The organism is Sorangium sp. So ce1014 (assembly GCF_051521505.1).
GTDB lineage: Bacteria > Myxococcota_A > Polyangia > Polyangiales > Polyangiaceae > Sorangium.
This window is the reverse complement of sequence record NZ_CP150356.1, coordinates 1,442,284-1,468,251: the sequence shown is the minus strand read 5'-3', so window position 1 is coordinate 1,468,251 and position 25,968 is coordinate 1,442,284. Positions and strand designations below refer to the sequence as shown.

22 protein-coding genes and 2 pseudogenes are annotated in these 25,968 nt (G+C 70.4%); 13 read left to right on the top strand and 11 right to left on the bottom strand.

Features of this window, described 5'->3' with window-relative positions; genetic code table 11:
- The first annotated feature begins 125 nt into the window (after window positions 1-125).
- A complete protein-coding gene (locus tag WME75_RS05565) occupies window positions 126-467 on the top strand; it encodes an ArsR/SmtB family transcription factor (protein ID WP_437494753.1) in 342 nt (113 codons plus the stop codon).
- A 5-nt stretch (window positions 468-472) separates the two neighbouring features.
- Window positions 473-958, top strand: a complete 486-nt coding sequence (locus WME75_RS05560; protein ID WP_437487061.1) for an SRPBCC family protein — start codon at window positions 473-475, stop codon at window positions 956-958.
- A 216-nt stretch (window positions 959-1,174) separates the two neighbouring features.
- Here WME75_RS05560 and WME75_RS05555 read toward each other — a convergent pair whose 3' ends face one another.
- From WME75_RS05555 to WME75_RS05545, 3 genes and pseudogenes are all read right to left on the bottom strand, one after another.
- Window positions 1,175-1,489, bottom strand: coding sequence for a hypothetical protein (locus WME75_RS05555; protein ID WP_437487060.1), 315 nt, complete (start codon window positions 1,487-1,489; stop codon window positions 1,175-1,177).
- 1 nt (window position 1,490) lies between these two features.
- Window positions 1,491-1,922 (bottom strand): hypothetical protein, encoded by a 432-nt coding sequence (locus tag WME75_RS05550; RefSeq protein ID WP_437495106.1) that lies wholly within the window; start codon window positions 1,920-1,922, stop codon window positions 1,491-1,493.
- 80 nt (window positions 1,923-2,002) lie between these two features.
- A pseudogene (locus WME75_RS05545) lies at window positions 2,003-2,383 on the bottom strand (DUF6602 domain-containing protein); the annotation flags it as partial.
- Window positions 2,384-2,808: 425 nt separating this feature from the next.
- On the opposite strand from WME75_RS05545, the pseudogene WME75_RS05540 reads away from it, so the two are divergent.
- The 3 genes and pseudogenes from WME75_RS05540 to WME75_RS05530 form a co-directional block, all read left to right on the top strand.
- Window positions 2,809-3,194, top strand: a pseudogene (locus tag WME75_RS05540) (GxxExxY protein); the annotation flags it as partial.
- 705 nt (window positions 3,195-3,899) lie between these two features.
- Complete coding sequence (locus tag WME75_RS05535; RefSeq protein ID WP_437487059.1) at window positions 3,900-4,352, top strand: hypothetical protein; 453 nt, start codon at window positions 3,900-3,902, stop codon at window positions 4,350-4,352.
- Window positions 4,353-4,534: 182 nt separating this feature from the next.
- Window positions 4,535-4,966 carry a nuclear transport factor 2 family protein gene (locus WME75_RS05530; RefSeq protein WP_437487058.1) on the top strand — a complete coding sequence of 144 codons (432 nt, stop codon included), beginning with the start codon at window positions 4,535-4,537 and terminating at the stop codon, window positions 4,964-4,966.
- A gap of 157 nt (window positions 4,967-5,123) precedes the next feature.
- On the opposite strand, the gene WME75_RS05525 is transcribed toward WME75_RS05530, so the two are convergent.
- Complete coding sequence (locus WME75_RS05525; RefSeq protein WP_437487057.1) at window positions 5,124-6,452, bottom strand: DUF2403 domain-containing lipoprotein; 1,329 nt, start codon at window positions 6,450-6,452, stop codon at window positions 5,124-5,126.
- Window positions 6,453-7,142: 690 nt separating this feature from the next.
- On the opposite strand from WME75_RS05525, the gene WME75_RS05520 reads away from it, so the two are divergent.
- Entirely contained in the window at window positions 7,143-7,760 is a 618-nt protein-coding gene (locus tag WME75_RS05520) for an RNA polymerase sigma factor (RefSeq protein ID WP_437487056.1), read from the top strand.
- Between the two features lie 172 nt (window positions 7,761-7,932).
- On the top strand, window positions 7,933-8,412 hold the full coding sequence (locus WME75_RS05515) for a hypothetical protein (protein ID WP_437487055.1): 480 nt from the start codon (window positions 7,933-7,935) through the stop codon (window positions 8,410-8,412).
- Window positions 8,413-8,527: 115 nt separating this feature from the next.
- Here WME75_RS05515 and WME75_RS05510 read toward each other — a convergent pair whose 3' ends face one another.
- Window positions 8,528-8,914, bottom strand: coding sequence for an NFACT RNA binding domain-containing protein (locus WME75_RS05510; protein WP_437487054.1), 387 nt, complete (start codon window positions 8,912-8,914; stop codon window positions 8,528-8,530).
- 15 nt (window positions 8,915-8,929) lie between these two features.
- Window positions 8,930-9,913, bottom strand: coding sequence for a lysophospholipase (locus WME75_RS05505; RefSeq protein WP_437487053.1), 984 nt, complete (start codon window positions 9,911-9,913; stop codon window positions 8,930-8,932).
- 119 nt (window positions 9,914-10,032) lie between these two features.
- Here WME75_RS05505 and lon point away from each other — a divergent pair, with 119 nt between their 5' ends.
- Complete coding sequence (lon, locus tag WME75_RS05500; protein WP_437487052.1) at window positions 10,033-12,444, top strand: endopeptidase La; 2,412 nt, start codon at window positions 10,033-10,035, stop codon at window positions 12,442-12,444.
- Between the two features lie 89 nt (window positions 12,445-12,533).
- Here lon and WME75_RS05495 read toward each other — a convergent pair whose 3' ends face one another.
- The 4 genes from WME75_RS05495 to WME75_RS05480 are packed head-to-tail and all read right to left on the bottom strand — an operon-like array spanning window position 12,534 to window position 16,743.
- Window positions 12,534-13,295 carry a hypothetical protein gene (locus tag WME75_RS05495; protein WP_437487051.1) on the bottom strand — a complete coding sequence of 254 codons (762 nt, stop codon included), beginning with the start codon at window positions 13,293-13,295 and terminating at the stop codon, window positions 12,534-12,536.
- 3 nt (window positions 13,296-13,298) lie between these two features.
- Window positions 13,299-14,624 (bottom strand): PAAR-like domain-containing protein, encoded by a 1,326-nt coding sequence (locus WME75_RS05490; RefSeq protein WP_437487050.1) that lies wholly within the window; start codon window positions 14,622-14,624, stop codon window positions 13,299-13,301.
- On the bottom strand, window positions 14,621-15,724 hold the full coding sequence (locus WME75_RS05485) for a 3-oxoacyl-ACP synthase (RefSeq protein ID WP_437487049.1): 1,104 nt from the start codon (window positions 15,722-15,724) through the stop codon (window positions 14,621-14,623). Before WME75_RS05485 ends, WME75_RS05490 begins: the two co-directional genes overlap by 4 nt.
- Window positions 15,721-16,743, bottom strand: a complete 1,023-nt coding sequence (locus WME75_RS05480) for a DUF2169 family type VI secretion system accessory protein (protein ID WP_437487048.1) — start codon at window positions 16,741-16,743, stop codon at window positions 15,721-15,723. Before WME75_RS05480 ends, WME75_RS05485 begins: the two co-directional genes overlap by 4 nt.
- A 139-nt stretch (window positions 16,744-16,882) precedes the next feature.
- Here WME75_RS05480 and WME75_RS05475 point away from each other — a divergent pair, with 139 nt between their 5' ends.
- From WME75_RS05475 to WME75_RS05455, 5 genes are all read left to right on the top strand, one after another.
- Window positions 16,883-19,045, top strand: a complete 2,163-nt coding sequence (locus WME75_RS05475) for a type VI secretion system Vgr family protein (protein ID WP_437487047.1) — start codon at window positions 16,883-16,885, stop codon at window positions 19,043-19,045.
- Between the two features lie 159 nt (window positions 19,046-19,204).
- Window positions 19,205-20,461, top strand: coding sequence for a TIGR02270 family protein (locus tag WME75_RS05470; RefSeq protein WP_437487046.1), 1,257 nt, complete (start codon window positions 19,205-19,207; stop codon window positions 20,459-20,461).
- An 86-nt stretch (window positions 20,462-20,547) separates the two neighbouring features.
- Complete coding sequence (locus WME75_RS05465; RefSeq protein ID WP_437487045.1) at window positions 20,548-22,041, top strand: DUF2169 domain-containing protein; 1,494 nt, start codon at window positions 20,548-20,550, stop codon at window positions 22,039-22,041.
- A gap of 100 nt (window positions 22,042-22,141) precedes the next feature.
- Window positions 22,142-22,705 (top strand): hypothetical protein, encoded by a 564-nt coding sequence (locus WME75_RS05460; RefSeq protein WP_437487044.1) that lies wholly within the window; start codon window positions 22,142-22,144, stop codon window positions 22,703-22,705.
- A 17-nt stretch (window positions 22,706-22,722) separates the two neighbouring features.
- Window positions 22,723-23,511, top strand: coding sequence for a TIGR02996 domain-containing protein (locus WME75_RS05455; RefSeq protein ID WP_437487043.1), 789 nt, complete (start codon window positions 22,723-22,725; stop codon window positions 23,509-23,511).
- Here WME75_RS05455 and WME75_RS05450 read toward each other — a convergent pair whose 3' ends face one another.
- The gene (locus WME75_RS05450) at window positions 23,512-25,956 is read right to left on the bottom strand and encodes a hypothetical protein (protein WP_437487042.1); all 2,445 of its coding nucleotides are present in this window, start codon (window positions 25,954-25,956) and stop codon (window positions 23,512-23,514) included.
- Window positions 25,957-25,968 lie beyond the last annotated feature (12 nt).

The window sequence follows — 25,968 nt, the reverse complement described above, 5'->3', positions numbered from 1 at the left end:
CTTCCGGCGTTCCGCTGGCGGAGCCGCGCTCGATCGCCGAGGTCCCTCGCCAAGATGACGAGGCCCCTCGCCGCGCGATGAAATATTTACTTGCGAATATATACACAAACATGCATATTCCACGCATGCCCAGCTCGGAACTGTTCGAAGTGCTGGCCGACCCGACGCGGCGTCTCCTCGTGGAGGCGCTGCTCGGCGGCGAGCGCGCGGTCGGTGAGCTCGTCGAGCTCGTCTCGATTCAGCAGTCCGGCGTCTCGCGCCATCTGCGCATCCTCGGGGAGGCCGGCTTCGTCGAGGTGCGGGCGGAAGGCACAAAGCGCCTCTATTCGCTGCGCCCGGAGCCTTTCCGACAGCTCGACGACTGGGTGGGTCGCTATCGGTCGCTCTGGGAGAAGCGCCTGGATCGATTCGGTGAGGCGCTCGAAGCGAGACGAACGGCGCGCAATAACAGCCCCAAGAAAGGATGAATTGAATGAACGCGACAGTCGAAAAAGCCACCATCCTCGTCGAACGCACCTACCCGGCCTCGGTCTCCGAGCTCTGGGAGCTCTGGGCGACCAAGGACGGCTTCGAATCCTGGTGGGGCCCGGAGGGATTTCGGGTCGAGGTCCACGCGCTCGAACCGAAGGAGAACGGGCTCCTCCATTACTCGATGATCGCCGACTCTCCGGAGATGATCGAGGCCATGAAGCGCGGCGGGCAGCCGACGTCCCACGAGGTGCGCGCTCGCTTCAGCGCCTTCTCGCCGCAGAAGACCCTCACCATCACGAGCGTCATCGACTTTCTCCCGGGCGTCGAGGCCTACGAGAGCTATGTCGACGTCCTCTTCACCCCGCTGGCGCACGGCGCGCACATGGCCGTGACGCTCCACGCGATGCACGATCCGCACTTCACGGAGATGCAGAAAGCCGGCTTCACCAGCCAGCTCAGGAAGCTCGACAAGCGCTACACGAAGTAAGGTTCCCCTCGCGGGACGCTCCCTGTGTGAGGGGCCCTGGCGCGACCCATCCCTCCGACTCGAGCAAACCGACGGTGGAACATCAGGACCGGCGCATGGCGGTGTCCGTGGGAGGATGTCGCAAAACGCTATTTCGCTTTTTGGGCCGTATGCCTGCGCGCTCAAGACGAGCCCGCGCCCTCGCTCTTGGTGCGCGCTGCACGCCGATGCGCACGGTCAGAAGGACCCGCTCCGTTGGATGATTCGGACCGGTATCGATTTCTCGCTGAGCATGCCCCAGAGCGAATCAGAGATCAGCGCTTCTCCCCGATCGTCGGCAAGAACGACCTCTCGAAAGGTCCACCTTGTCTGACCCATCGTACGGTCCTCAAACTCCATCGCGTATTCGATTGTAACGGCTGGATGCATGAGGACCGCACTTCCCTGCTGCACCGGAATTACGGTCGCTGTGCGCACGACGACAACAGGACCACCGACCTCCCTCGCTTTATCGACAAACGTTGCGCGATCGCTGATCTGAACAGCGTACATCTTACTGTCCTCCCGATGAGGGTTGGGGGTCCGTCACGTCGAGCGGGTCGACATTTACCTTCTCAAGTGATGCCTCGAAATGGGTGACGAGAAGCTGGAATGCAGCCGTCGTGCCCCCCCTCTGCCCTGCCGGAGCCGCGACTGAGACGACGTGTTGCGAAACATGGGCAAGCACCTTCGCCGCGAGGGCAACGATGCTGGGCGCGCCATCTAATGGCGAATAGAACTCGAAGCGAGTCTTTCCGTTCTCGTCAACGCGAAGCGCAATCGCCCCGGAGTCGGCAAGAATGACGTCCGGCAAGTTCGCTGCCGAATAGGTAGCGGCAACCGCCAGCAGCTGTGCCTGGGTCCATGACTTGAACTTCTCTGGACGCGTCGCCTCAGCGTCCCGCGCCCAGTTGACAAATTCGCTCCTGCGCTTGAGTCGATCCAATTGCGCAGAGTACTTGCATTGGTGGGCGCACCGAAGCAGAACAGCGCGGATAGCGCACCACCGCCGGTCAAGCTGCGCGCTTGACCAATCTGCTCCATCGCATCGAGGAACTTATCGCCCCTCTCGAGATCGCTCTTGGACTCGACCACGACCCGCACGGACGGCGCCAGGGTGATTGCGAGATCCCCAGTGCGCAAAACGGTCGGATAGTCCAACGTATCAACGACGAGCACATCTAGCTGATTCGAAGCCTTCTGGAGCTTACCGCTCTCGGTAAGAGCGATCGCTCCGGAAAGTATCTCAAATCGCCGGGGCACCAGCCCTCGGAAGAACTCGATTAGGGCAATCTCGCGTGCCGTCCCGACAATCGTGCCATGCGATGCGACCGCCGCGAACAGATCCGCTTGGGCGCGCAGACGATTGCGCTGGAGCTGCGCCAAATCAGCGGGATTGCTGGTCATGTCGCCGTCCTTGTGATTTTCGTCGCTTGCACATTTGCAATGTGTCCGGCCGGATAATTACCCGAACGGAAGGGAGATGGCAAGCACTTGCTCGCGCACCCGCCCGTCGAACGAGCACATCAAGTTCAGAACGCCACGGACCCGTCAACTGCGACGGTTTTCAACCGGCCGAACGCCCTTCCGGTCCGCCGCGGCGCGCAGTGCCGCCGGCAGCAGCGGCTTGTTGGGCGGGAGACAGCTAAAGAGAGAGTACACGGGGAGGCGGGGAGACGAGAGAGAGTACAGACAAGGGTGGGAGGCGAGAGATGTGGACCATCGTTCGAGCTCGCTCGGGGCCGGCTGCCGCCAGGCCGCTCGTTCGCAGCGCGGGTGCCAGGGACGTCAATTCCGCGCAATTGGGTCTGGTCCCGCGTCGACATAGGGGGATGAGCACGGAGTCGGCGATAGGGAGATTGTGGGATCTGTCCGCGCGGGTCCTCGGCGCGTGCATCGAGGTGCATCGCCATCTCGGCCCCGAGCTTCTGGAGTCCGCCTACGAACAATGCTTGTGCCATGAACTGTCGCTCACCGGTTTGAGCTTCGCCAGACAAAGGCCGCTGCCGATAACGACAATGGAGTCATGCTCGACTACGGTTATCGGCTCGACGTTGTCGTCGAGGACAAACTCGTGCTGAAACTCAATGCCGTCGAACACCTGCTGCCAGTCCATGAAGCTCAGGTGCTCACGTACCTGAAGCTGACGGACATGGACGTCGGACTGCTCGTCAACTTCAACACGCCGGTGCTCCGCCGCGGGATCCGCCGCCTGGTACGCCGCGGCGCGGAGGCTATCCAGCTCGCCCGGTTTCGCATAAGGCGACCACTACGGCACCACCAGCCACCCCGCATCGACGCAACCCGAAGCAGCCGGCGCTGAGACTGCTGGTTCGAACGACTGATCCCGGCTCTCGCCTTCCCGCCTCCCCGTGGATCTCGCCCTCTCCATCTTCCTCTCCGCCCAACGTCGCAATCAGTTGCGTCGCAGGGCCTAGCGGCGGGCTATAGCGACCAATCAGGTCGAACGCGTCGACCCCTTCAACGACAAATCGGCTCTCAACGGAAGCTACCTGAATGACGTGCGCATATACGAAAAGCCGGCTTCACTAGCCAGCTCAGGAAACTCGACAAGCGCTACACGAAGTATGGGTTCCCTCGCCGGACGCTCCCTGCGTGAGGGGACCCGGCGCGACCCGTCCCTCCGACTCGAGCAAACCGACGGTGGAACATCAGGACCGGCGCACGGCGGTGTCCGTGGGAGGATGGCGCCAAACCGACGTCCAGCGCGCCAGGCCCCAGCGACGGATGCGGGGCGCCCCGGAAGCTGCGAGCGGGCGAGGATCGACGCCGAACGGCGCGGGCACGCGGCCGTGGCACACCCGGGACGCGGATGTCAGTCCACGTCAGCCGCCGCGGCCTGCGCGCTGGCCGGAACGCGACGGGTACGTGCATTGCAGCGAGCGCTGGCCGGAGGAACGAGATGCCAAACACGAGATGGATGGTCGCAGCGCTCCTGCTGGTTGGCTGCGGCGGAGCCGACCTGCCCGGGGGCTGGGAAGACGCGGAGGCCATCGAGGGCCTCACCCAGAGCGAGTGCACGGCGAGCGCATACGACGAGACGGTGAAGGAGGCGCTCGTGGCGACGCCGGAGCGCGGCGCCGTTCGCCTCGAGTACCGCGCTGCCCACTTTCGCTGCGACCAGGAGGTGGAAGGGTTCGTCCGGAGGGCCGGCGACAGGGTGGACGTGCTCGTGCAGCCGGCGGACATGGATCCGGGCGCCGTGGCCGGGTGCGACTGCCGCTATGACGTCGGCATGGCGATCGAGGGCCTGAGCCAGGGGACCGTCAACGTCGAGCTGTATCGCCGCTGGGACAACCTCAACGAGCCGAACGATCCGGAGAAGGTCGGCTCCACCGAGGTGCAGATCCCCTGAGAAGTCCTGGCTGACAAATCCCCTGATTTCATGGCCGTTTCCAGCGAGAAACGGAACATGAAGGCGGGAAGGCAAGAAGATTTTTCCAGAGATTTTGCTTCCCGTCTTCCCGTCTTCATGTGAATTTCCGAAAATTTGAGGGGACTCCTCAGGTCAGCGACAACAAAAGGTCGACACTCTCCATGAAAAAAGCATTCATTCTTTTGGCTTTTGCCGGAACGTTATCCGCTTGTCAGCCAGATAGACCTGATGGTCCCGAAAAGCTGAAAGCAGTCATCGAAGCATATTTTGACTGCATCAGCCGAAAGGACTTTGCACGAATGAAAGCGCTGACAACCCCTGACTTTATCCTGTTCGAGAACGGAAAGGTCATAGACCATGACGGCCTGATCGATATCATCAAGAAGTCTCCGATAGTCAAAGCCGATTACTCATTCGACAATTTCAAAATCAACGTCGACAACAGCTCAGGAACCGCGGTCTATTTCAACCACGGTGAATTTGTAACAAGTGACGCAAGCCACCTCACGCGCGACTGGCTGGAGAGCGCGATTTTCAAAAAGGTTGGAAATGAGTGGAAGCTGCACTTTGCACATTCAACGGTCAGAAAATAGCCTCGACGCTTCGTGATCGAGACGAAGACCGCCTCCGGCGGCATGATCTCTGGAAAGGGTTTAGCGGTGACGCCTGCGCGCCGAGCGGAGAGCGGAGAGCGGAGAGCGGCGATCGAAGGTTCACTTCATGTCGCCGGCGTGGCTCGGCTTCATGGGCTCACTCCGGCAGGCGCATCGACAGCATGGCGTCGATCGCGTCGCGCGAGAGCCCGCCCGGCAGATCCGGGAGCAGCTCGGCGGCGGCCGAGGGGATCCGCTCGGGGTGGATGACCGCGACCTGGATCGCGCGCTGCGCCTCGTCGAGCAGGATCATGAAGTAGCGATCGCCGATGGGCCGACGCCACGTCGGACAGCCGTCCGAGCGCCCGCCGGCCTCGATGACGGGCCCCTTCTCGTAGGCCTCCTGCGCGCACGCGTCCACGACCTCCACGTCCTCGGCGAGCGCGTCGCGATCACAGCCGGCCCCGCAGACGCTGCCGCCGACGTGCCCTTCCTGGTACGAGCGGACGCCGGTGCTCATGAACTCGCGGTTGCTGTACTCGTTGCTGTCCATCACGACCTCGAAGACGTTGATCTCGCCGCAGCCGTCGCCGACCGTGCCCGTCTTCGAGTAGCAGTTGCAGAGCCCGTTCCACTTGCGGCCACCGTCGCGGATCAGCTCGGACGCGACGAACGCGACCCACGGGCCGGGGTGGCCCTGCCCGCCGCCGTCGCATTTCTCGACCTCCGCGTCGTCAAACGTCATCGAAGCGAGGAAGACGACGAGCTTCGAGCCCGCCCAGCCAAGGTGCATGATGCCCGGATCGTCGGGGCAGTAGTAGTCCTCGCCGTCACCGCACTGGAAAGGCTTGTCCTGCATGAAATACGTGACGCAGTCCTTCTTCGTGAGGTCGCCCGTGAAGTCGGCGGACGTGTTCTGCCCTTCCGTGACGAGCAGGTTCGAGCCCACGCCGCGCCTCGCGTCCCACGACGAGACCCTCTGCCAGGCGGCCGGCTCGCCGCCGGGCTGGTAGACGGCGAGCTGCTTCACGCGGATGGCCTTCATGATGAGGGTCATCTCCTCGTCGAACGGAGCGAGCCTGTCGCTCGTCGTGTGATGCTCCGTCATGCAGCAGTGCCCGCCCCAGGTGTCGTCGCCGTCCTTGTAATCACACGCCGGATCCCCGGGCGCGCGGTCGATGCGGCGAGGCCACCCGCCGGGCGCGCCGATGTTCGTGAACGTCATCGTCCCGCCGCGCGTCGGCGCGCTCGGCTCGGAGACGTGGGGGCCGAGACCTCCGCCGGCGCCCGTCGCGCTGCTGGACGCGCCTCCGCCGCCGCCCGTCGCGCTGCTGGACGCGCCTCCACCGGCGCCCGTCGCGCTGCTGGACGGGCCTCCGCTCGCCTTGCCTCCGCCGCCGCCCGCTCCTCCGAGATCGCCGCCGTCACCGCAGGCGCACGCGAGGAGGACGAGAGCAGCCTGCGCGAAAAACGAGGAGCGCTTCATGTCCGTGAGTGTTTCCGGAGCGCGCTGGTTCCGTGATGAAAAACGGCGGAGTCAGCGCCGTTAGGTCATCGCAAGGCCCACATCGGCTCCGACCGGCCCCGGCTTGAGCAGGTCGAGCGCAAGCAGCTTGGGCGGCGAGGTGGTAGGCATCCGTTCAACTCACCTCGCTGGACATCGAGAGAGCCCCTCGCGCATCGTCCGCATCGCGCTCTCGATCTCCTCTGGAGAGGATGGCGCCGGGACGCCGCCGAGAGGCTCGCCGCCGCGCGCGGCGAGAGGGCGCCCGCCGGGTGCAGGAGTTACCGGCATCACGTAAGAGTTACCTGGCCCGGTCGTGCAAGAGTTGCACGAGCCCGCCAGGAGGGCGCGCCACGCCCGGGAGAGCGCGCTGCGCCCGGCGGCGCCGGCGCAGGCACACAGGCTGCTAGGACGACGAGGCCCGAGCGTCTCGCTGGATCCTCGAGCCACCGAGGATGGAGCGAGGCGCCGAGCGGGTCACGTCCGCCGCTTCCGCTTCTCGCCTCTCCTCTTCCGCCTTGCGCGCGCGTGCCCGCGCGGACGCCAGGTGAAGACGAGAGATGGGAGAGCGCTCCCTGCTGGCAGCCCGAGGAGATCTGCTTGCTCAACTCCAATCTGACGACATCCCTTCTCACCTCCGCGCTCGTCGGAGAGGTCCAGCCACTCCGATCCATGATCGCCGCGCTCACGCCGGTGATTCGCGCGCGGGTCGGACGGGCGCTCTACCGGCGCTGCGCCCGCTTCGGAGGCGGCGCGGCCGACCGCATGGACGACCTCGTACAGGACGTGTTCGTCGAGCTGTTCCGCGACGGCAGCCGGGCGCTGCGCGCCTGGGATCCAGCCCGCGGCCTGAGCCTCGCCAACTGGGTCGGCCTCATCGCCGACCAGCGGGTAGCCGCGGCCTTCCGCCGCCGGCGGCGGTCCCCGGACGCCGCGGCGCTGCCGCTCGACGAGGCGCCGGAGGAGGGCGCGCGGTCCGACGACGATCCGGAGGCGAGGGTGCTCGCCCGCGACCAGCTGGAGCGCCCCCTCGGCCTGCTCCGCGCCGAGCTCAGCCCCCTCGGGCTGGAGCTCTTCGAGGCGCTCCTCATCGAGGAGGAGCCGATCGCCTCGGTGTGCGCGCGCAAAGGCATGAGCACCTCCGCCGTGCAGGCCTGGAGCAGCCGCCTCAAGCGGCGGCTCGCGGAGCTCGCCGCCGGGGACGGCCGGCACCAGCCGAACCCGCACCGGAGCGGCAGAACGTCGCCTCACCGCGGGAAAGGCAGCACGACGACGAGGCGGCTGACCTGATCCGCCGTACGCCGGCGCGGCGCCGAGAGCGCGAGCATCGAAGAAGACGAGATTCGATGTCAGCCGTGTCGCCCGCCGCGCATAAGCATCCATCGACAACGGGGAGGCGCCCGGGGCCCGCGGGCCGGGAGCAGCGGCGCGCCACCTCACCACAGCCAAGGGAGAAGACATCATGTTTCACAAGACGGTGCTGCGCTCGATGAAGGTGGACCTCATCTCGCTCGTCGCGGCGACCGCGGCGACCGCGGCGCTCGCAGGGCTCCTTCCCGCGTGCGGCGCCCCGCCCGCGGGCGACCTCGATCACGCCGAGGAGGGGGCTCTCTCCGCGCAGGCGGACGCGATCGTGGGAATCCCGAGGGGCCGCGACGCCTGTGCCGGCGTCCGCTGCAAGGATGGGTTTCTCTGCGAAGCGCAGGGCGGGAGCCCCGTGTGCGTGGCCGCTCCGCCGCCAGCCTGCCAGAGCGACGCCGATTGCAGCCTTGTCGCAAATTACTGCGGAGGCTGCAACTGCAACGCCGTCCCCTCGGGCGAGAGCGAGAGCCAGAGCGAGCCAAAGTGCCTTGAAGGCGAGGTGGCTTGCCTGGTCTGGCCGTGTCTCGGTCTCCAGGCTTCCTGCCAGTCCGGGACGTGCGTGGTCGCGAACGAGCTCTGATCGACGATCCGGGGCAGGCGCCGCCCGCCTCGCCCGACGCGGCGCCGCCCGGCTCGCCCGACGCGGCGCCGCCCGGGCCCTGCGCCTCGCGCGGGTCGAGCCGCCGTCGCTCAGCTCACCCCGGCTCGCGCCCCGGGATCTCCGGCCGCACGCGCACGCTCTTCCACCGCGCGAGCTGCACGAGCCCGGCAGGGGCGCCGCGCGGCTTGCTCACGTCGGCGACGCGGCAGACGTGGACCTCGACCTTGGCGGCGCCCCGCGCCTTCGAGTACCACGCGGCAGCCGCGGCGGCGCGCTCGACCACCTCGCGCGGGACCTCCACGCGCTCCGGATTGCGCACGATCACGTGGCTGCCCGGCGTGCCGCCGGCCACGTGCAGCCAGAGGTCGTGCGGCTCGGCGACCTCGAAGGTGAGCGCGTCGTTGTCGTCGTCGCCGCGGCCGATGAGCACCTCGAAGCCATCGATCGTGAGCGTGCGGTACGGCCGCCCCTTGCTGCCCATCCCGGCCCTCCGCCCTCAGCCGGCCGCGGCGCCGGCGCCCGGCCGCGCGGGCCGCGCGGGGGCGGCCGCCTCGGTCTCCACCTCGGCGGCGAGCCACGCGAGCAGGTCCCGCACGACCTCCTCGCGGTTGATCTCGTTCAGCATCTCGTGCCGCCCGCCGGCGTAGAACCGCGGCGTCACCCGGCGGAGGCCGGCGGCGCGGTACGCCTCGATCATCTGGCTGACGCCCCTGAGCGGACCGCCGACCGGATCGCGGGAGCCGGAGAAGACATAGAGGGGCAGATCCTTCGGGATCCGCGCCTGCCGCTCGGGCCGCGCGATCTCCACCATCGCGTCGAGCACGTCGACCCACAGCGACGTCGTCGCGGGGAAGCCGCAGTGGGGATCGGCCATGTACCCGTCGACCTCGGCGCGATCGCGAGAGAGCCAGTCGAAGGACGTGCGCGTCGGCGCGAACTGCTTGTTGAAGCCGTCGAAGCTCATCGACTGGAGGAGCTGGCTCTTGCCGCGCTCGCCCAGGCGCCGCCGCTCCGCCCGCGCGAGGAGCCGGCCCGCGTCCACGAGCGCGCTCGGCTTGCCCGAGGCGCCCGAGAGCACCGCGCCCTGGATCGCGCCCCCGTGCTCGATCAGGTACTCCTGCGCGAGCGCGGAGCCCATGCTGTGGCCGAAGAGCACGGCCGGCCGGCCCGGGTGCGCCTCCTGCTCCCCGGCGATGAGCTGCGCGAGATCGCGGACGACCCGCTGGAAGCCGCCCTCGCTCGCGAAGAAGCCGAGCTCGCCGCTCCCGCGCGCCGTCCTGCCGTGGCCGCGGTGGTCGTTCGCGTAGACGGCCCACCCGGCGGCGCAGAGCGCCTGCGCGAGGCGCGCGTAGCGGCCCGCGTGCTCGCACATGCCGTGGGCGATGTGGAAGATGCCGCGCGCGCCCTCGTCCGGGAGCCAGCGGTACACGAAGAGCTCTCGACCGTCGTCCGCCTGAAACGTGAAGGTGTCCGCGGGCATCGGGAGCGGACCCTACCACCGCTCCGCGCGCGACTGACCACGATTCTCGATGCTTCCGCGCCGAAAGGAGTTTTCGGTACGGTCCTCCGTGGCATGAGGTTCGCACGACGCTCCGGACCATGTCCGAGCGCCGATCGTTGCCCGTGCTCTCGTTGCGCGACACCGTGCTCTTCCCTGGGATAGCGACGCCCATCACGGTCGGACGGCTGAAGACGCTCCGCGCGGTGGAGGCCGCCCTCCGGATGGAGGGAGAAGACAAGCGCATCTTCGCGGTCGCCCAGCGCGACGCCGCCGAGGAGCCCACCACGGGCGGCCTCTTCTCGATCGGCGTGGTCGCCCGCATCACCCAGGTGCAGCGCTTCGGCTCGGGCCTCCAGCTCGTGCTCTACTGCGAGCGGCGAGCGGCCGCGCCCCGCTACACCGAGGCCGACGGCGTGATCCGCGCCCCGGTCATCGAGCTCGCCGATCTCCCCCTCCGTCCAGAGGAGGAGAGCGCGCTGGAGGCGCTCTCCCGCGAGGTGCGCGAGCGCGCCGTCGAGTACGGCCGCCACCGCGGCGCGCCGGAGGACGTGCTCAAGCAGTTCGCCGGCAGCATGTACGGCCCGGCCGAGCTCGTGAACCACATCGCCTTCTATCTGGACCTCCCCACCCCCGAGAAGCAGGCGCTGCTCGAGATCCTCTCGACGGAAGAGCGGATGCGCAGCCTCGCGCTGCACCTCTACCGGCAGATCGGGATCGTGGAGACCCAGGAGAAGATCCGGACGACCGTCGAGGAGGAGCTCGGCGAGCGGCAGCGGGAGCTCTACCTGCGCGAGCAGCTGCGCGCGATCCAGAAGGAGCTCGGCGAGGAGGACGACGAGAACACCGCGGCACGTCTGGAGCACAAGCTGCAGCGGGCGAATCTCCCGGCGGAGATCCTGCAAGAGGCCCGGCGCGATCTGGCGCGGCTGCGGCGCATGGGACGGGAGACATCGCCCGAGGCGCAGGTGCTGATGACCTGGCTCGAGTGGGTGGCCGATCTGCCCTGGAACCAGCGGACTGACGACCACGTCGATCTCGATCGGGCGCGGGCGATCCTCGACGAGGATCACCACGGCCTGGGCGACGTGAAGGACCGGGTGCTCGAGTTCCTGGCCGTCCGCAAGCTGCGCGTCGAGCAGGCGCGGGGCGAGGGCGAGCGGAGCCGCGCGGTGTCCCGCGGCCCGATCCTGCTCTTCCTCGGTCCGCCCGGGACCGGCAAGACGTCCATCGCGGAGTCGATCGCGCGCGCGCTCGGGCGCAAGTACGTCCGCGTCTCGCTGGGCGGGGCGCGCGACGAGGCGGACATCCGGGGCCACCGTCGCACCTACGTGGGCGCGATGCCGGGCCGCATCCTCCAGGGGATCAAGCGCGTGGGCTCGAAGAACCCGGTGATCGTCCTCGACGAGGTCGACAAGCTCGGCGCCTCTTTCCAGGGCGATCCTGGCGCCGCGCTGCTCGAGGTGCTCGATCCGGCGCAGAACGACGGCTTCGTCGATCACTACCTCGGCCTGCCGTTCGACCTGTCCGAGGTGCTGTTCATCTGCACGGCGAACTTCCGCGAGACGATCCCGGCCCCGCTGTTCGACCGGATGGAGACCGCGCTGTTCGCCGGATACACGGAGCAGGAGAAGCACGAGATCGCCCGGAAGTACCTGCTCCCCCGCCAGCGAAAGGAGTGCGGGCTGCGCGAGGATCAGCTGCGCGTGACGGGCGCCGCGCTCGGCGAGATCATCAGCGGATACACGCGCGAGGCGGGCGTACGGCAGCTCGAACGGACGCTCGGCGCCCTGGCGAGAAAGGCCGCGCGCCGGATCGCGGACGGCGAGAGCGAGCGGGCTGTGGTCGGCGCCGAAGCTGACGTGAAGGAATTGCTCGGTCGCGCGAAGATGCGCCTTGAGCGGAGATTGCAGCACGATCAGCCGGGTGTCGCGACCGGCATGTATTACACGCAGATGGGTGGTGACATCATGCACGTCGAGGCGAGCGTGATGCCTGGCAAGGGCGATTTCGTCCTGACGGGGCAGCTCGGCGAGGTCATGAAGGAGAGCGGCCGCGCGGCGCTGAGCTACGCGCGCGCGCACGCGGCGGAGCTCGGCGTGCCGCTCGATCGCCTCCTGCGGCGCGACGTTCACATCCACGTTCCGGCGGGGGCGGTGCCCAAGGACGGTCCGAGCGCCGGCGTGACGATCGCGGTGGCGCTCGTGAGCGCCCTGTCGGGCAGGCCGGTGCGGAGCGACATCGCGATGACCGGAGAGATCACGCTGCGCGGGACGGTGCTGCCGATCGGGGGAATCAAGGAGAAGGTGCTGGGAGCCCACCGGGCGGGGATCTTCGAGATCCTGATCCCGGCGGACAACGAGGCGGATCTCGACGATCTGCCCGCCGACGTGCGGAGCTCGCTGGAGTTCTACATGGTGAGCACGCTCGACGAGGCGATCGCGCTCTGTCTGCGGCTCCGCACGATCCGCCTGGAGCCGCCGGAGGAGATGCCGCACGCGCGGGCGTCCTGAGGCGCGGGCGGTGCGCGGGCGAGGCGATGGCGCCCCGGGCTCCGGCCGATGGAAAGCCCTCTCCTTGAAGCGCGCGTTCTGAAAGGGGCTCAGCGGCGGTCGGCGCTGCCCGCGCTGGCTGCAGCGGCTCCTCGCCACTCGGCCAGCCCGGCGGACTCCTCGACGATGGCCTGGAAGCTCCGCAGCTTCCCGGCGTCACGCATCCCCACACGGATGGAGAAGCCCGGATCCTCGGGGCGCCGGTAGAGCAGGAGGGCCGCGTCTTCCCGCTCGAACAGGAGGCAGCGCCGCGCATACGGGAGCCGCGTGAACCCCAGCCGCTCGAAGACCACGGCCGCGTCCTCGGCGCTCGGAGGCGCGCCCGCCGGCCCGTCCGCGGAGAGATGCTCGGCGCGGTGAGGGAAGGTCGGGAGGTGGACGTTCCTCATGGCCAGCACGAAGAGCATCTCCCGGAGGCTCACGAACCGCCGGGTGAGGCGCGTCTTCCACGTCTGCTCGCCGAAGGGAAAGCGGACCACCTGGCAGTCCTCGGCCCCGGACGGGGCGTCGAGATCGAGGAAATAGTGCTGCCCATCCGGGGAAGCGTCGCCGAAGACGTAGAGAAAGCGGCGCGGCGGCATCCACGGGGCCAGCTCATAGAGCTCCGCGATCCTGGAAGGATGGTACTCGTGAAGGCCCTCGAGCATCGACCCGCCGTCGGCGCCCATCGCCAGCGCAAAGGATCGGTAGAAGCCCGGGCAAGGGCGGCCGAAGCGGTCCTCGAGCTCGTCGAGCCGCCAGTCGTAGACGCCCTGGACCCGGCCGCGGTACCCCGGCGCATACCGGTCGAGGAGCGAGAGGAGCTCTTCCATCGCTCAGGCACACTCCGCGTGGTTATTACAGAGCATCTCCGGGACGAGCGCCTGGCAGGTCTCGCACGAGGGCACCGACTCTTCGTGCTGGAACTCCTGCACGCCCCTCGTGCTCTCTCCATCTTTCGTCTTCGTGTACGTGACCTTGACGAGCTTGCCCAGGGGCGAATACCACTTCTCCGACATCGTCTTGACCTTGTGTCCCCCCGCGCCTCCCGCCTGGAGGAGCTTGGGAGCGGCGCAGTCCCAGGCATTGCGGTCCATGTTCTCGAGCGCGCTCTTCTGCCGTTCGCTCTGCGTGAAGCCGTCGACGAGCTCGAATGTCCCGGTGGCCTCCACGGCGTCCTTGAAGCCGGGCGTGACCTCGCCGGAGGCGGCCGCGAGCATCTTGGGGCTCTCGTCGCATTTGCAGATGCACGCCCCGATCATATAGGACTTCGTGTACGTGCCGGATTTCTCGTCCTCACCGAGGACAGGGGACATCTCCGCGAGCTTCTTGTTGATCTCGCGGAGCTCCTTCGAGAAGGCCTCGGTCGCGATCTCTGCCTCTTTCCTGATGGCCTTGATCTCGCCTTCCTTCTTCAGGACCTCTTTGTTGGCGTCGTTGTAGGCCTTGCCGAGCCTGGCCTTGTCCTCCGCGAGCGCCCTCTGGAGGGCCACCAGCGCGGAGGCCGCGGTGCCCTTCAGCGCCTTCAACGTCCCGCTCTCGTTGTCGATCTTCAGCTCGAACACGGCTCGCTTCTTCCGCCGCTCCTCCAGGCAGTCGAGATACCTGCGCAGGAGCGCCTCTTGCGCGCGGAACCTGTCCCGGAGCTCCTTGAAGAGGGCGAGCAGGGTCTCCACGACAGCGCTCGTCTCGTGAACCCGGTGGTTGTCGAGCGACTCCCCGCACACGGCGCACGGCGCGTCGTCGCCATAGGCCAGCCCCGTGCTTCCGTTCGAGATGAACGCCGTGTTGAAGGTGTTGCCGTTGTGCAGGGTCGGGTCGAGGAAGCGCGCGACGCCCTTGCCCTCCACCTTCACGTCCATGCTCGACCCGCTCCAGGTCAGCTTGCCCTTGATCTTCGACGAGATGACGCCCCCGGCCGTCCCCGGCTCGTCGCCCGTGCTCGTGCTGAGCTCCGAGCTCTCCAGGGCCACGGGGTTGCCCGCGATGCTCGTCTGCTTGCTGCCCTTGGCGAGCATCGCGTCCTGCGCCGTGTTCACGAACGGCGTGGGCACCGGGCCGGCCGGCGTGGGCACCTTGCAGACGTCCGGCGGCGCCGCGATGTGCGTGAGGCCGTCGCCCTGATGCAGGACCAGCCGGCCATTCGCAAAGACGTTGCTCATCGCCCCTCTCCTCCGTCGGCGCCCCCGAAGATCGCTTCCACAACGCAGGCCCCCACGCGCCCCCCGCGGCCCCGCCCGCCGTCCGCGCTGCCGTACACGAGCGTGCGCGGCGCCCGCCCCGCCGCCCCCGCCGCCTGCGCCCGCCTCCGCCGCCGGTGGAGCGCCGCGGCCAGCATCACCGGCGCGGCGCCCGCCCCCGCGTCGCCCAGCCACTCGCCCGCCGCGCGCAGCGCGAGCGGCTCCGGCATCAGCGCGGCGTTGCGCAGGTACGCGCGCGAGAGCTCCGTCGCCCAGAATGACTCGCCCGGCTGGCAGCTCATCACCTCGTCCACGCGCCGCGCCCCCGCCGCCTCGTCCCCCCGGAGCGCGCGGAGCACGCCCGTGAGCCCGTCGGCCGCGCTCGGCACCCGCGACGCGAACGGCGCAGGCTCGGCCCCCAGCGCGACGCCCAGCACCACGCCCAGCGCCTCGAGGCCCATCGCCGCCGCGGCCCCGGGTCGCGCCACGACGACAAAACCCGCCGCCTCCCCCGGGATGCGCCCGTCGCGGTTCTGCGCGCAGAGGTGCAGCCGCGCCGCCGAGAGCGCCGAGAGCGAATCCGCGTCGCAGAGCGAGTCGACGGCGCCCACCACCGCCATGGAACCGACCCGGCCCGCGCGCAGGTCCCCGAGCGCCGCGGAGAGCGCCTCGAAGAACGCCGCGCGCCCGCCGTCGAACGCCCCGGTCAGCACGAGCGCGCCCCCCGCCTGCCCCGGCGGCGCGGCCTGGAGCGCGGCCAGGAGCGACTCGCGCGCCACCGGCGCGCCCAGCCCCGGCTCCGGCAGCCCGAGGTAGAGCGGCACCCGCCCCGTCGGGGAGGCCTTGAGCCGCTCGCGCACCCCGTCCAGCGCGGCGCGGCCGAGCGCGATCATCCGCTCCGTGCGGGTGGACGACGGATCGAGCGTCGAGAGCCGCGACGCGCGCACCGGCTCGCCGTGGGCGCCCCGCTCCGCGGTCTCGGCGAAGCGGGCGAGCCCCGCCCGCATCGACGCGAGCGTCATCGCCGCGGTCGTCCCGACCGGCGTGCACAGCCCGAGGCCCACGACGCGCTCGCCGCTCACGGCGCGTTCTCCCACGACTCCAGCAGGCGGACGGTGGTGCCCTCGTGCCCGGCGAGCTCGCGGTGGGCCGTGAACGCCGCGCGGTAGACGAGCGAGACGCGCCGCTCGTCCGGCTCCAGGTAGACAGCGTCGAGCGTCATCAGCCGCCGCTCCATGCGCCGCGCGAAGGCGCACTTCGCGACCACCCGGCACACGGGCAGCGAGAACGCGACCGGGCCGTCCGGCGAGACGCCGTCGAGGAGGACGGGCTCGCCGCCGCGGAGCCGCGGCGAGGCAGAGAGGCCGCGCGGCGCCGCCTGGAAGAAGCGCTCGTCGAAATCGGCAGGCCAGAGCGGGGCGCGCCGCTCGACCCACGCCGCGTCGTACGTGCCCGCGAGCCCGAGGCGCGGCTGCCAGCTCCGGGCCACCGGGCCGAAGCCGCACGGCGCAGGCCGGTCCGACCAGCCCTCGATGAGCGCGTCGGGGTCCTCGATGAACGGCAACGGGCGGCCCTGCGCGTCGCGCTCGCTCGCATGGAGGCCCATGCCCACCGGGTTGCGCGCGTCGTGCGCGCCGGCCGCCGCCCCGCCGAAGCTCTGCTCGTAGCGGAGCGGCATCGACCTGAAGGGCTCCGGGCTCGAGGGGGAGAGCCCCGCCCTGCCTCGCTGCCAGACGCGCGCGCCGAAGACGAGCGCCCGCTTCTCGAGCCGGCCCACCCGGACCGCGACCTGTGCCGTGGCCGCCCGCCTCCCGCCGGCGGTCCATGCATGGCCATGGAGCAGCACGTCCGTCATCGGGCGCGTGTACACGGCCTCCGATTCATAGCGAAGGCTCGACGCCCCGGGCTCGCCCCAGTACGCGTCGGCCGCGCGCGGCGCGGGCTGCTCGTCGCAGAGGCGCAGCGGCCCCGCGGCGGGCCGCCCCGGCGCGGGCAGGACGAAGCTGCCGGCGACGACGACGACGAGACATTCGGCGCCATCCCGGGTGAGCGAGGGGAAATCGGCGGCAGCGAGCGGGGTGAGGTTGTCGAGGGCGGGCATCCAGCCAGTGAGCGAGGATGGTTTCAGACTCGCCGGCCCACGACAAGCCGCTCGACACCGCCCCGCACGAACCATGTATCATCGGGCCGCTCGCGTGCGCGCGCTCCCGTGCGCTCGCCTCTCGGGAGGAGCGGGACCCGTGCACACATTCCAGATCGAAGGGGTCGACGGAGATCTCCGGGTCGTCCACTTCGAGGGGCAGGAGGCGATCTCCGAGCTCTTCCGGTTCGATATCACGCTCGTGAGCCGCGCGGGCGAGCTCGCCCTCGACAGCGCGGTCGGCAAGCGCGCGTCGCTCACCTTCAGCGTCAGCGAGGACGTCCGCCACGTCCACGGGATCGTCGCCCATTTCGAGCTGGGGGAAGAGGGGAAGAAGCTCACCACCTACAGGGCCGTGCTGGTGCCCGACGTCTTTCGCCTGCTCCACCGGCGCGACAGCCGCATCTTCCAGGAGCTCTCGGTCCCCGACATCCTGAAGAAGGTCTTCGACGCCGCCGGCGTCGCCCCGGGCGAACGCCGCTTCTCGCTCCAGAAGAGCTACGCGCCCCGCGAGTACTGCGTGCAGTACCGCGAGACCGACTGGGCGTTTGCCTGCCGGCTGATGGAGGAAGAGGGCATCGCCTACTGGTTCGATCACGACGCGAGCGCGCACGCGCTCGTGCTCTGCGACGCCCCCTCGGCCCACCCCCCGATCGACGGCGAGGCGACGCTCGTGTTCCGCCCCCCGCTCGGCGCGCTGGTCAGCGGCGAGCACGTCTCCCGCTTCCGCTACGCCGAGCAGGTCCAGCCCGGCAAGGTCACGCTGCGCGATTACAACTTCAAGAAGCCGGCGCTCTTGCTGGAGAGCTCCGAGCAGGGCGAGCGCGACGACGATCTCGAGATCTACGATCACCCCGGCGATTACGACGCGCCGGGCGCGGGCCGGGAGCGCGCGCGCGTCCGCCTGGAGGAGCTCGCGGCGAGGCGCCGCACCGCCGAGGGCGAGGCCGCTTGCCCCCGCCTGCTCGCCGGCCGCACGTTCACGCTCGCCGAGCACCGGCGCGACGACGTGAACCAGGCTTACCTCCTCGTCCGCGTCGAGCACAGCGGCCACGAGCCCGCCATGGAAGCCGTGGCGAGCGAGGACAGTCCGCCCTGTGAGACCCGGTTCCAGGCCATCCCCGCCGACGTCCCGTTCCGCCCGCCGCTCGTCACCCAGAAGCCCGCGATCAAGGGCATCCAGACCGCGATCGTCACCGGCCCCGCGGGCGAGGAGATCTACACGGACGAGCACGGGCGCATCAAGGTGCAGTTCCACTGGGACCGGCAGGGCAAGCGGGACGAGCGCAGCTCGTGCTGGATCCGGGTGAGCCAGACGTGGGCCGGCGGCGCGTGGGGCGCGGTCGTCCTGCCGCGCATCGGCCACGAGGTCGTGGTCGACTTCATCGAGGGCGACCCGGATCGCCCGCTCGTCGTCGGCAGCGTCTACCATGGCGCCAACGTGCCGCCGTACGCGCTGCCCGCCGAGAAGACGAAGAGCACCCTCAAATCGAACAGCTCGCCCGGCGGCGACGGCTTCAACGAGCTCCGCTTCGAGGACCGGAAGGGCTCCGAGGAGATCTTCCTCCACGGCCAGAAGGACTGGAACATCGTCGTTCGCAACGACAAGACCCAGGACATCGGCCGCGACGAGGCGCTCCACGTCGCCCGCGACAGGACGAAGCGCGTGGACAACGATCAGCGCGAGATCGTCGGCGGCCACAAGACCATCGACGTCACGAAGACGCACACCGAGAGCATCGGACAGGACGAGCGCCTCGACGTCGGCGGCGACCGGAGCGTCTCGGTGTCGGGCAGCCACGCCGAGTCGATCGGCAAGGACCAGTCGATCGACGTGGGCGGCGGCCAGAGCGTCTCGATCGGCAAGTCGGCGTCGATCTCGATCGGCAAGAGCAAGAGCGAATCGGTCGGCGAGGCGAGCGACGAGACGGTCGGCAAGAGCAAGTCGGTGAGCGTGGACGAGGCCTACGCCATCACGGTCGGCAAGGACATGACCGTCACGGTCAGCAAGAGCGCGCGCGACGAGATCGGCGAGAACAAGGCCGTCATCGTGGGCAAAGAGCTCACCCTCCAGGTCGGCGACGCGCTGATCGTGATCAAGCAGAGCGGCGATATCGTGGTGCAGGGAAAGCAGCTCGTCGTGAAGGCCGACGGCCCGATCCAGGTGCAAGGGCAGAAGCTCGCGGTGAAGTCCGACGGCGACGTGAGCGTGCAGGCCTCGGGCAACGTGAGCGTCAAGGGCGGCAAGATCGGGATGAACTGACGTGAACTGACGTGAACTGACGTGAACTGACGGCGTGTCCGATCGAGGCCGCGGGTCGAGCAGAGGAGAGCGCATGGCGAGGCGAGGGAGCGGAGCGGCGGCGGGCGCCGGATCCGGGGCGGCCCGGTGCAGATCGACGGACCGCGCAGGCGTCGGCGGATGAGCTCGACCCTGGAAGCCTCGCTGTGCGAGGAGCACGCGGACCAGGCGGCGTTCCTGTGGCTCCTCCGGGATCGCGCCGCCCGGAGCGCGGCCTACGATCTCGATGACCTGGCCGGGCTCGACGAGCGGCTGGAGGCGCACCTCGACGGGCTCAGGCTGGCGGGAGACGCGGGCTGGGAGGCGTGCCGCGCGCTGCTCGAGCAGGCCGAGGGGGGCGAGGTGTTCGGCGCGGCGGTCGTGGCGGTCCATCGCTGGGACCTGCGGGGGCTCGCGCGGGTCCTGGACGTGGGCGGCGGAGCGCCGGACGTGTCGCGGGGCATCGCGTCGGCGCTCGGGTGGACGTCGCTCGAGCGCGTGCGGCGCCTCCTGCCCGGGCTCGTCTCCGGCCGGTGCCCGCCGGCGCTGCAATGGCTCGGGATCGCGGCGTGCGCGGCGCACGGCGAGGACCCCGGCGCGCCGCTCGGCTACGCGCTGCTCGCGCGCGACGAGCGGCTGCGCGCGCGGGCGCTGCGGGCCGCGGGGCAGCTCGGGCGGGTCGACCTGCTCCCCGACGTGCGCGCGTCGCTCCGCGCAGACGACGAGGCGTGCCGCTTCTGGGCGGCGTGGGCGGCGGCGCTGCTCGGCGAGAGCGCGTCCGCGCCGGTGCTCTGGGAGCTCGCGAACGGAGGCGGGCCGTTCGCGGCCGAGTCCGCGAGCATGGCGATGCGGCGGATGGACCCGGCCGTCGCGTCCACCTGGTTGCGCGCGCTGGCGAGGTCCGCGCGGGATCCGCGGGCGCCGGTGGCGGCGGCGTGGGCGCTGGGCGACCCGGCGGGCGTGCCGTGGCTCCTGGAGGTCGCAGGAGATCCGGCCCTCTCGCGCCTGGCGGGTCACGCCATCGCGCTGATCACCGGGCTCGATCTGGCGGCGGAGCAGCTCGCGAGGAAGGCGCCGAGCGGCCTCCGCGCCGGGCCGACCGACGATCCGAAAGACGAGGTCGTGGCGATGGATCCGGACGAGGACCTGGCCTTTCCGGACGTCGCCGGCGTGGCGGCCTGGTGGCGCCGTCGCGCGGCGGAGTACAGGCCGGGGACACGGTACCTGCTCGGCCGGGCGATGACGCGAGAGGGGCTGGAGCAGGCGCTGCGGGAGGGCAACCAGATCGCGCGCCGGGCCGCGGCGGTGGAGCTGAGCTTGCGGGAGCGGGGGCGGGCGGTGTTCGAGGTGCGGGGGCCGGGCTTCGCGCAGCAAGAGGCGCTCGGGCGACGCGGATAGCGCGCGGCGGCCTGTCTCACGACGGCTCCTCCAGGCTGCGCATCGTCCTCGCGCCGGGAGAACGCGGCGTGGTACTCCCATGGACCGTGCACTCCGCTCGATGGCCTGTCGCGATAACGTCGCTCGGCCGCGCCTCGGTGGCGGCGCTTGTCTGGCGGCTGCGGGGGCAGCGGTTCGTGACCGCGGTCGTCAAGGCGACGTTCGGGCTCGTCGCCGAGGGCACGGTGACGCTCGGCGAGCCGGACCCGATCGTGCCCGGCGAGGTGCCGGATCCCTCGGGCGTGGGGCTGCGCGCGGCGGGGGATCTGGCGCCGTACCTGCGCGAGGTGGACGTGCTGCTGACCGGACACGCCGGGGTGCCTCCGACGGTCGCGGGCGAGATCCTGGTCCGGCTGGCCGTGGTGCAGGAGGGGGCGCTGCGGCTCGACCGTTGCGTGACGCTCGACGGGCCCGCGCCGGGGAGCGAGGGGCCGAGGCGCGTGCGGGTGGACGGGATGGGGCCGCTGTCGCGCCGCTGGCCACGGCGCGAGGCGCTGCTCGGGACGGCGGATCCCGGTCGGCTCGAGGGCGTGGCGCTGGAGGTGCCCGAGGGGCTCGACTGGGGGTACTTCCAGGCGGCGCCGGCCGAGCAGCGGATGGAGAGGCTGCGAGGGGACGAGTGGGTGGTGCTGGGCGGCATGTTCGCGCAGCGCCCGCGGCTGCGGACGCAGCTCGCGGGCGCGCGGGGCGTCGCGCGGCTGTACCGGCGCGAGGAGCGGGCGCCGCGCGAGGGAGCGCCGCTGTCGCTGCGGGCCGATACCCTGCAGATCGACGCGGATCGGCGGTGCTGCTCGGTCGTGTGGCGAGGGCACGCGGCCGTGGGTGACGAGGATCTCGCGGCGCTCCGGATCGTGGCCGGCGTGGAGCTGCCAGGCGAGGCGCTGCGGTGGGTCGACCCCTTTGTGCAGGAGGCGGGGCGAACGGCGTCGCCGCTCTCGGCGGCGTCCTTGCGCGCGACGCTGCGGCTGTCCGCCGGGGCAGCGCCGGTGGTGGGGCAGGTCGAGGACCATCCGCTCGAAGGGACGGTGGAGCCGCTGAGCGCGCGCGCGCGGAGGCCAGCGACGCCGTTCGAGTCCCTGCCCGGGCGCCCTCCGGCCTCGCTACCCGTCAGCCCGGCGCTGCCGCGGGCGCCCGTGCTCGAGGACCATCCGCTCAAAGGGACGGTGGAGGCGCTGAGCCCGCCCGCGCGCGGGCCAGCGACGCCGTTCGAGGCCCCGCCCAGGCGCCCTCCGGTCACGCTGCCGGCCAGCCCGGCGCTGCCGCGGGCGCCCGTGATCGAGGACCATCCGCTCAAAGGGACGGTGGAGGCGCTGAGCCCGCCTGCGCGCAGGCCGGCGACGCCGTTCGAGGCCCCGCCCGAGCGCCCTCCGGTGACCCCCGCGCCGCTCACGCCCGCGCCGCTCCCGGCCGCGCCCGCTGCTCCCTCGAGGCCCACCGCCGCAGCCCCGCCGATGCTGTCCCCGGAGCTCGCCGCCGAGCCCCCGGGTCTCGGCGACGCGTTCCTCTCCGCCATGGCCGAAGCGGGCGCCCTGCCGCCCTGACGATCGCGCGCCCCGCCCCGGCTCGCCCCTCCCGTCGGGGCCTTCCTTGCGCGAGGGCGGGCTGATACGCTCGCTCGAGCCCGGGAAGGAGCATGGTGGTTTGAAGCGGCTGCTATCGCTGGGTTCGCGGCGCTTCGCGATCGAGCTCTCCGACGGCCGCGAGGGCGGCGCTGACCGGCTCGACGATCGCGCGAGGGCGGCCGCCTCGCTGCGCCGGCTCTTCGCCGAGCCGCAGAACCGCCCGGCGCTCCGGCGGCTGCTCGACGACGCCGCGCCGGCCGGCGCCGTCCACCGCCTGGCCGACGCCGACGTGCTCGACACGCTGAGCCGGCTGCTGCTGAGCGGCCGGGTGCGGCTCCGCGAGGCGCCCCTCCCCGGGCTGCCGTCCTACGGCGGCGACGAGGCCAGCGTCGAGGACCAGGCGCCCGAAGACGCCGCCCCGCGCGCGCCGAGGACCGAGCTCACCTGGATCGAGATCCGCCTCATCGGCGAGGACGACAAGCCCATCCCGCGCGAGCGCTACCGGGTGGAGCTGCCCGACGGCTCGGTCCGGGAAGGGTCGCTCGACGCCGAGGGCCGCGCCCGGCTCGACGGCATCGAGGCGGGCGCGTGCCTCGTCACCTTCCCGGCGCTCGACGAGGAGGCCTGGGAGCGCGTGGGGTGACCGCGTAGACTCGCGCGGTGGCCACCGAAGCCGATCTCCTCCGCGATGTCCTCGCCGCGCCGGACGCCGACGCGCCGCGGCTCGCGTACGCCGCCTGGTGCGACGACCAGGACGACCCGGCCGTCGAGGCGCGGGGCAGCTTCATCCGCGCGCAGATCGCGCTGCTCGCGACCGACGAGGCCGCCGAGCCGGATCGCCGCTTCCGCCTCTCGTGCGAGGCCCGCGACCTCGAGGAGGCCCACCGCGCCGCGTGGATCACCCCCTTGTCGCCGCCTGCGCGCGATCCCGTCCTCGACCGCGGCTTCGTCGAGCTCGTCACCCTCGACGCCCGCGCCTTCCTGCAGCACGCTGGCGCGCTCCTCGCGCTCGCGCCGATCCGTCATTTCACGATCGCCGCGCTCGGCGACGCGGCCGAGGAGCTCTTCGCGTCGCCGCACCTCGCCCGCGTCCGCTCGCTCCGGCTCGATCGGGTGGGCCTCACCGACGACGACGTGGAGCGCCTCGCGGCGTCGCCGCACCTCGCCGAGCTGCGCTGGCTCTGGATCGGCAACAACCGCGTCACGCGCCGCGGCGCCGAGGCGCTCGCGGCGTCGAGGCGCCTCCCCGCGCTCGGCTACGTGGGCTTCGTCAACAACCCCTTCGACCCCTCGGAGCGCCAGGGCCACGATCAGGGCCTCATCGTCGACCGCTGGCTCCCGCCCGAGGGCCGCGCGCTGGAGGCGAAGTTCGGCGCGCTGCGCTGGCTCCGCACCGAGGCGCGCACGCTGATCGAGGTGGTCCCGGACCGGCTGCGCATGCCCGGCTGATCAGTACACGAGCTCGTCCGCCGCTCGGTACTGGGTGGTGAGCTCCGCGATCGGCGCGTCCCAGGACGGCTTCCAGCCCGTCCGCGCGAACTCGACCATCTTCTTGAGCTCGCCCTTGATCTTCTTCTTGAGCTCCTCGCGGTTCAGCCAGACATGGTCGAAGAGCGCGCGGTCGGTCTTCCTCACCGCCTCTCGCGCTTCCGCGATCTTTCCGGCCAGGACCTCGTCGCCGCCCACCTGGTTCGCGATGTTGTGGGGCATTTTGTTAAGAGTCGTGTCGAACTGCTTCCAGCCGTCGAACTTGCCCTCCCACCCCTCGGGCAGCCCCTCCGCCTGGCCGAGCGCGCGGCGAACGAGCGCCGCCTTGAGCTCGTCGAGCGTCACGAATCCGCTCTGCGCCTTCATCCGGACCTCGATGATCCTCCGCGCGAGATCGGCGTCCCCGAGGAGGGCCTCGAGCTCCTTCTGGGACATGGTGTTCACGTTCGTGTTCGGGGCCTTGCCGTTGTCGGGATCGAAGTAGCGATTGGCCTCCGCCACGTTGAGGGCGGAGAAGACGAACCCCACGAAGAGGATCCGCCCCTGCACGGGGAGCGTCGCGTGGTACTCGCGCATCTTCTTGACCGCGGCGTCCTCGGCGCTCACCAGCGCCGCGTTGCCGGTGGAGGCGGCGCCGAGCACGCGCACGGACTCGTCCTTTGTCTGGAGCCCGACCATCCGGCCGTCGGCGGGGGACGCGATGGGGACGAGCTCCAGCATGGCCGCGATCTTCTCGGCTTGCCCCACCTCGCGGATGTCCTGTCCTGCGCAGCGGATCACCCGATCGTAGCTCCCTGGGTCCTCGATCGCCTGCGGGGGCTCATACTTCTCGGAGAACGTGAAGGCGCCGGCCTCGAGATTGGACACCTGCTCGTCGTGATCGCGGATCAGCGCGCGGATGGCCTTCTTGCTCATGTCGGGCGCGTTCGGCACCTTGTCGTACTTCGCGTCGGGGCTCTGCTTGAAGGTGACCCGGAGCCGCGGCGCGGCCTCCGCGACCCGGTCGAGATCGCACCCCTGGCCGAAGCGCCACTTGGACCTCGCGGGCAGGATGACCGCGAGCTGATCGTCGCGCCCGTAGGCGAAATCATCCATCTGCATCGGCTGGCCGCGCCGCTCGCTCTCGCTGCCGGCCGGGTGCTTGAGCAGGATGTCGTTGCGGCCGATGGGAAACGACTCGTGGAGCGTCTTGGTCGCGAGCCAGTCGATCCATTTGTCCGTCTCCCCGGCGCGCTCCACCATGTTGACGCCGACCCCACCCCCGCCCATCACGCAGTAGCGCTCACCGATGCTCCAGTCGGTCTCTCGATAGAGCCCCTCGGTCCCGGAGAGGATCGCCCGCTGCTTCATCGCCTGGTCCCAGCGCTCGACCGGCTCCCAGAGCCGGGTGCGCACCGCCTCGTAGAGCTCCGGCGCCACCATCGTCTCGTCCACGGCGCGCGGCTTGCCGGCGCCGGTGCAGATATCGATCTTGTCGGCGTAGAGCCAGTGGAGGCTCGCCGTCGTGTCGGCGAGGAGCAGCCGGTAGCGCGGGAAATGGTCCGGGTACGGCCAGTCGAGCATGAAGTCGAGCTCGTCCTCGTCGATGCCCTCCCGGAGGATGGCGCCTCGGGTGCTGTCGTGGAGGGCCGTCACCCCGCGCGGCACGACGGCGAGGACGCACATGGCGAGGCGGAGCAGCTCCAGCGGGCGCACCTGCGGCCCGTAGGCGGTCGCGACCCAGACCCGCTTGTTCGCGCGCACGTGCTCCGCGATCCGCGCCCGCTCGGCGCGCGTGTCGGCGGCGAACCTCGTGGAATCGCGCGGCCCGGTGACGTCCTCTTTCCCGCCCTCGTCGGGCTTGCCGAGCACAGGCCGCTGCGCGACGCCGGGCAGGCCGAGCAGCTGGGGGAACTGCCCCATCTTGTGCTGGTTGTAATGGCTCCAGGGGTCCTCGAACCCGACGTGCAGGATCTCCGCCGGGGCGACCCGCGCCTTGCCCCACGCGCTCTGCCGCAGCGTCGTGTGGTTGACCGTCGCGGCCGTGCCGTCGCCGATGATCACGTAGGGCGGGATCGGCCTGCGCAGCGCGTTCTGCCCCTCCCGCTCGGCGTGGGCCTCCGCCTTGTAGCGGTCGTAGATCTCGGTGACGCGCTTGACGGTGCGGCTCTCCTTGAAGACGATCCCCCAGTCCTTCTCGAGCCCCACGGCGATCGACCGGAGGACGATCAGCAAGAGCTCGCTGCTCACGATCTTGCCGTGATAGACGATGCTCGCGGGCTTCGTCTCGCCGTCCCCTCCGACGATCAGCAGGCCCTTGTGGTCGCGCGGCCTCGCCAGATCGGCGCTGACCTTGTCCCTGGCGGCGTTGCCGGTGACGGAGCTGTTCTCGTCGGTGATCGTGATCTCGGTCCAGTAGATGTGCACGGCGCGCCCCTC

Bases quoted from the DNA above. Each gene is read 5' to 3' on its own strand.
- WME75_RS05480 (WP_437487048.1), bottom strand. From the start codon at position 16,743: ATGCCCGCCCTCGACAACCTCACCCCGCTCGCTGCCGCCGATTTCCCC.
- WME75_RS05530 (WP_437487058.1), top strand. From the start codon at position 4,535: ATGAAAAAAGCATTCATTCTTTTGGCTTTTGCCGGAACGTTATCCGCT.
- WME75_RS05470 (WP_437487046.1), top strand. From the start codon at position 19,205: ATGAGCTCGACCCTGGAAGCCTCGCTGTGCGAGGAGCACGCGGACCAG.
- WME75_RS05535 (WP_437487059.1), top strand. From the start codon at position 3,900: ATGCCAAACACGAGATGGATGGTCGCAGCGCTCCTGCTGGTTGGCTGC.
- WME75_RS05515 (WP_437487055.1), top strand. From the start codon at position 7,933: ATGTTTCACAAGACGGTGCTGCGCTCGATGAAGGTGGACCTCATCTCG.
- WME75_RS05505 (WP_437487053.1), bottom strand. From the start codon at position 9,913: ATGCCCGCGGACACCTTCACGTTTCAGGCGGACGACGGTCGAGAGCTC.
- WME75_RS05555 (WP_437487060.1), bottom strand. From the start codon at position 1,489: ATGTACGCTGTTCAGATCAGCGATCGCGCAACGTTTGTCGATAAAGCG.
- lon (WP_437487052.1), top strand. From the start codon at position 10,033: ATGTCCGAGCGCCGATCGTTGCCCGTGCTCTCGTTGCGCGACACCGTG.
- WME75_RS05520 (WP_437487056.1), top strand. From the start codon at position 7,143: ATGATCGCCGCGCTCACGCCGGTGATTCGCGCGCGGGTCGGACGGGCG.
- WME75_RS05510 (WP_437487054.1), bottom strand. From the start codon at position 8,914: ATGGGCAGCAAGGGGCGGCCGTACCGCACGCTCACGATCGATGGCTTC.
- WME75_RS05490 (WP_437487050.1), bottom strand. From the start codon at position 14,624: ATGAGCAACGTCTTTGCGAATGGCCGGCTGGTCCTGCATCAGGGCGAC.
- WME75_RS05560 (WP_437487061.1), top strand. From the start codon at position 473: ATGAACGCGACAGTCGAAAAAGCCACCATCCTCGTCGAACGCACCTAC.
- WME75_RS05495 (WP_437487051.1), bottom strand. From the start codon at position 13,295: ATGGAAGAGCTCCTCTCGCTCCTCGACCGGTATGCGCCGGGGTACCGC.
- WME75_RS05525 (WP_437487057.1), bottom strand. From the start codon at position 6,452: ATGAAGCGCTCCTCGTTTTTCGCGCAGGCTGCTCTCGTCCTCCTCGCG.
- WME75_RS05565 (WP_437494753.1), top strand. From the start codon at position 126: ATGCCCAGCTCGGAACTGTTCGAAGTGCTGGCCGACCCGACGCGGCGT.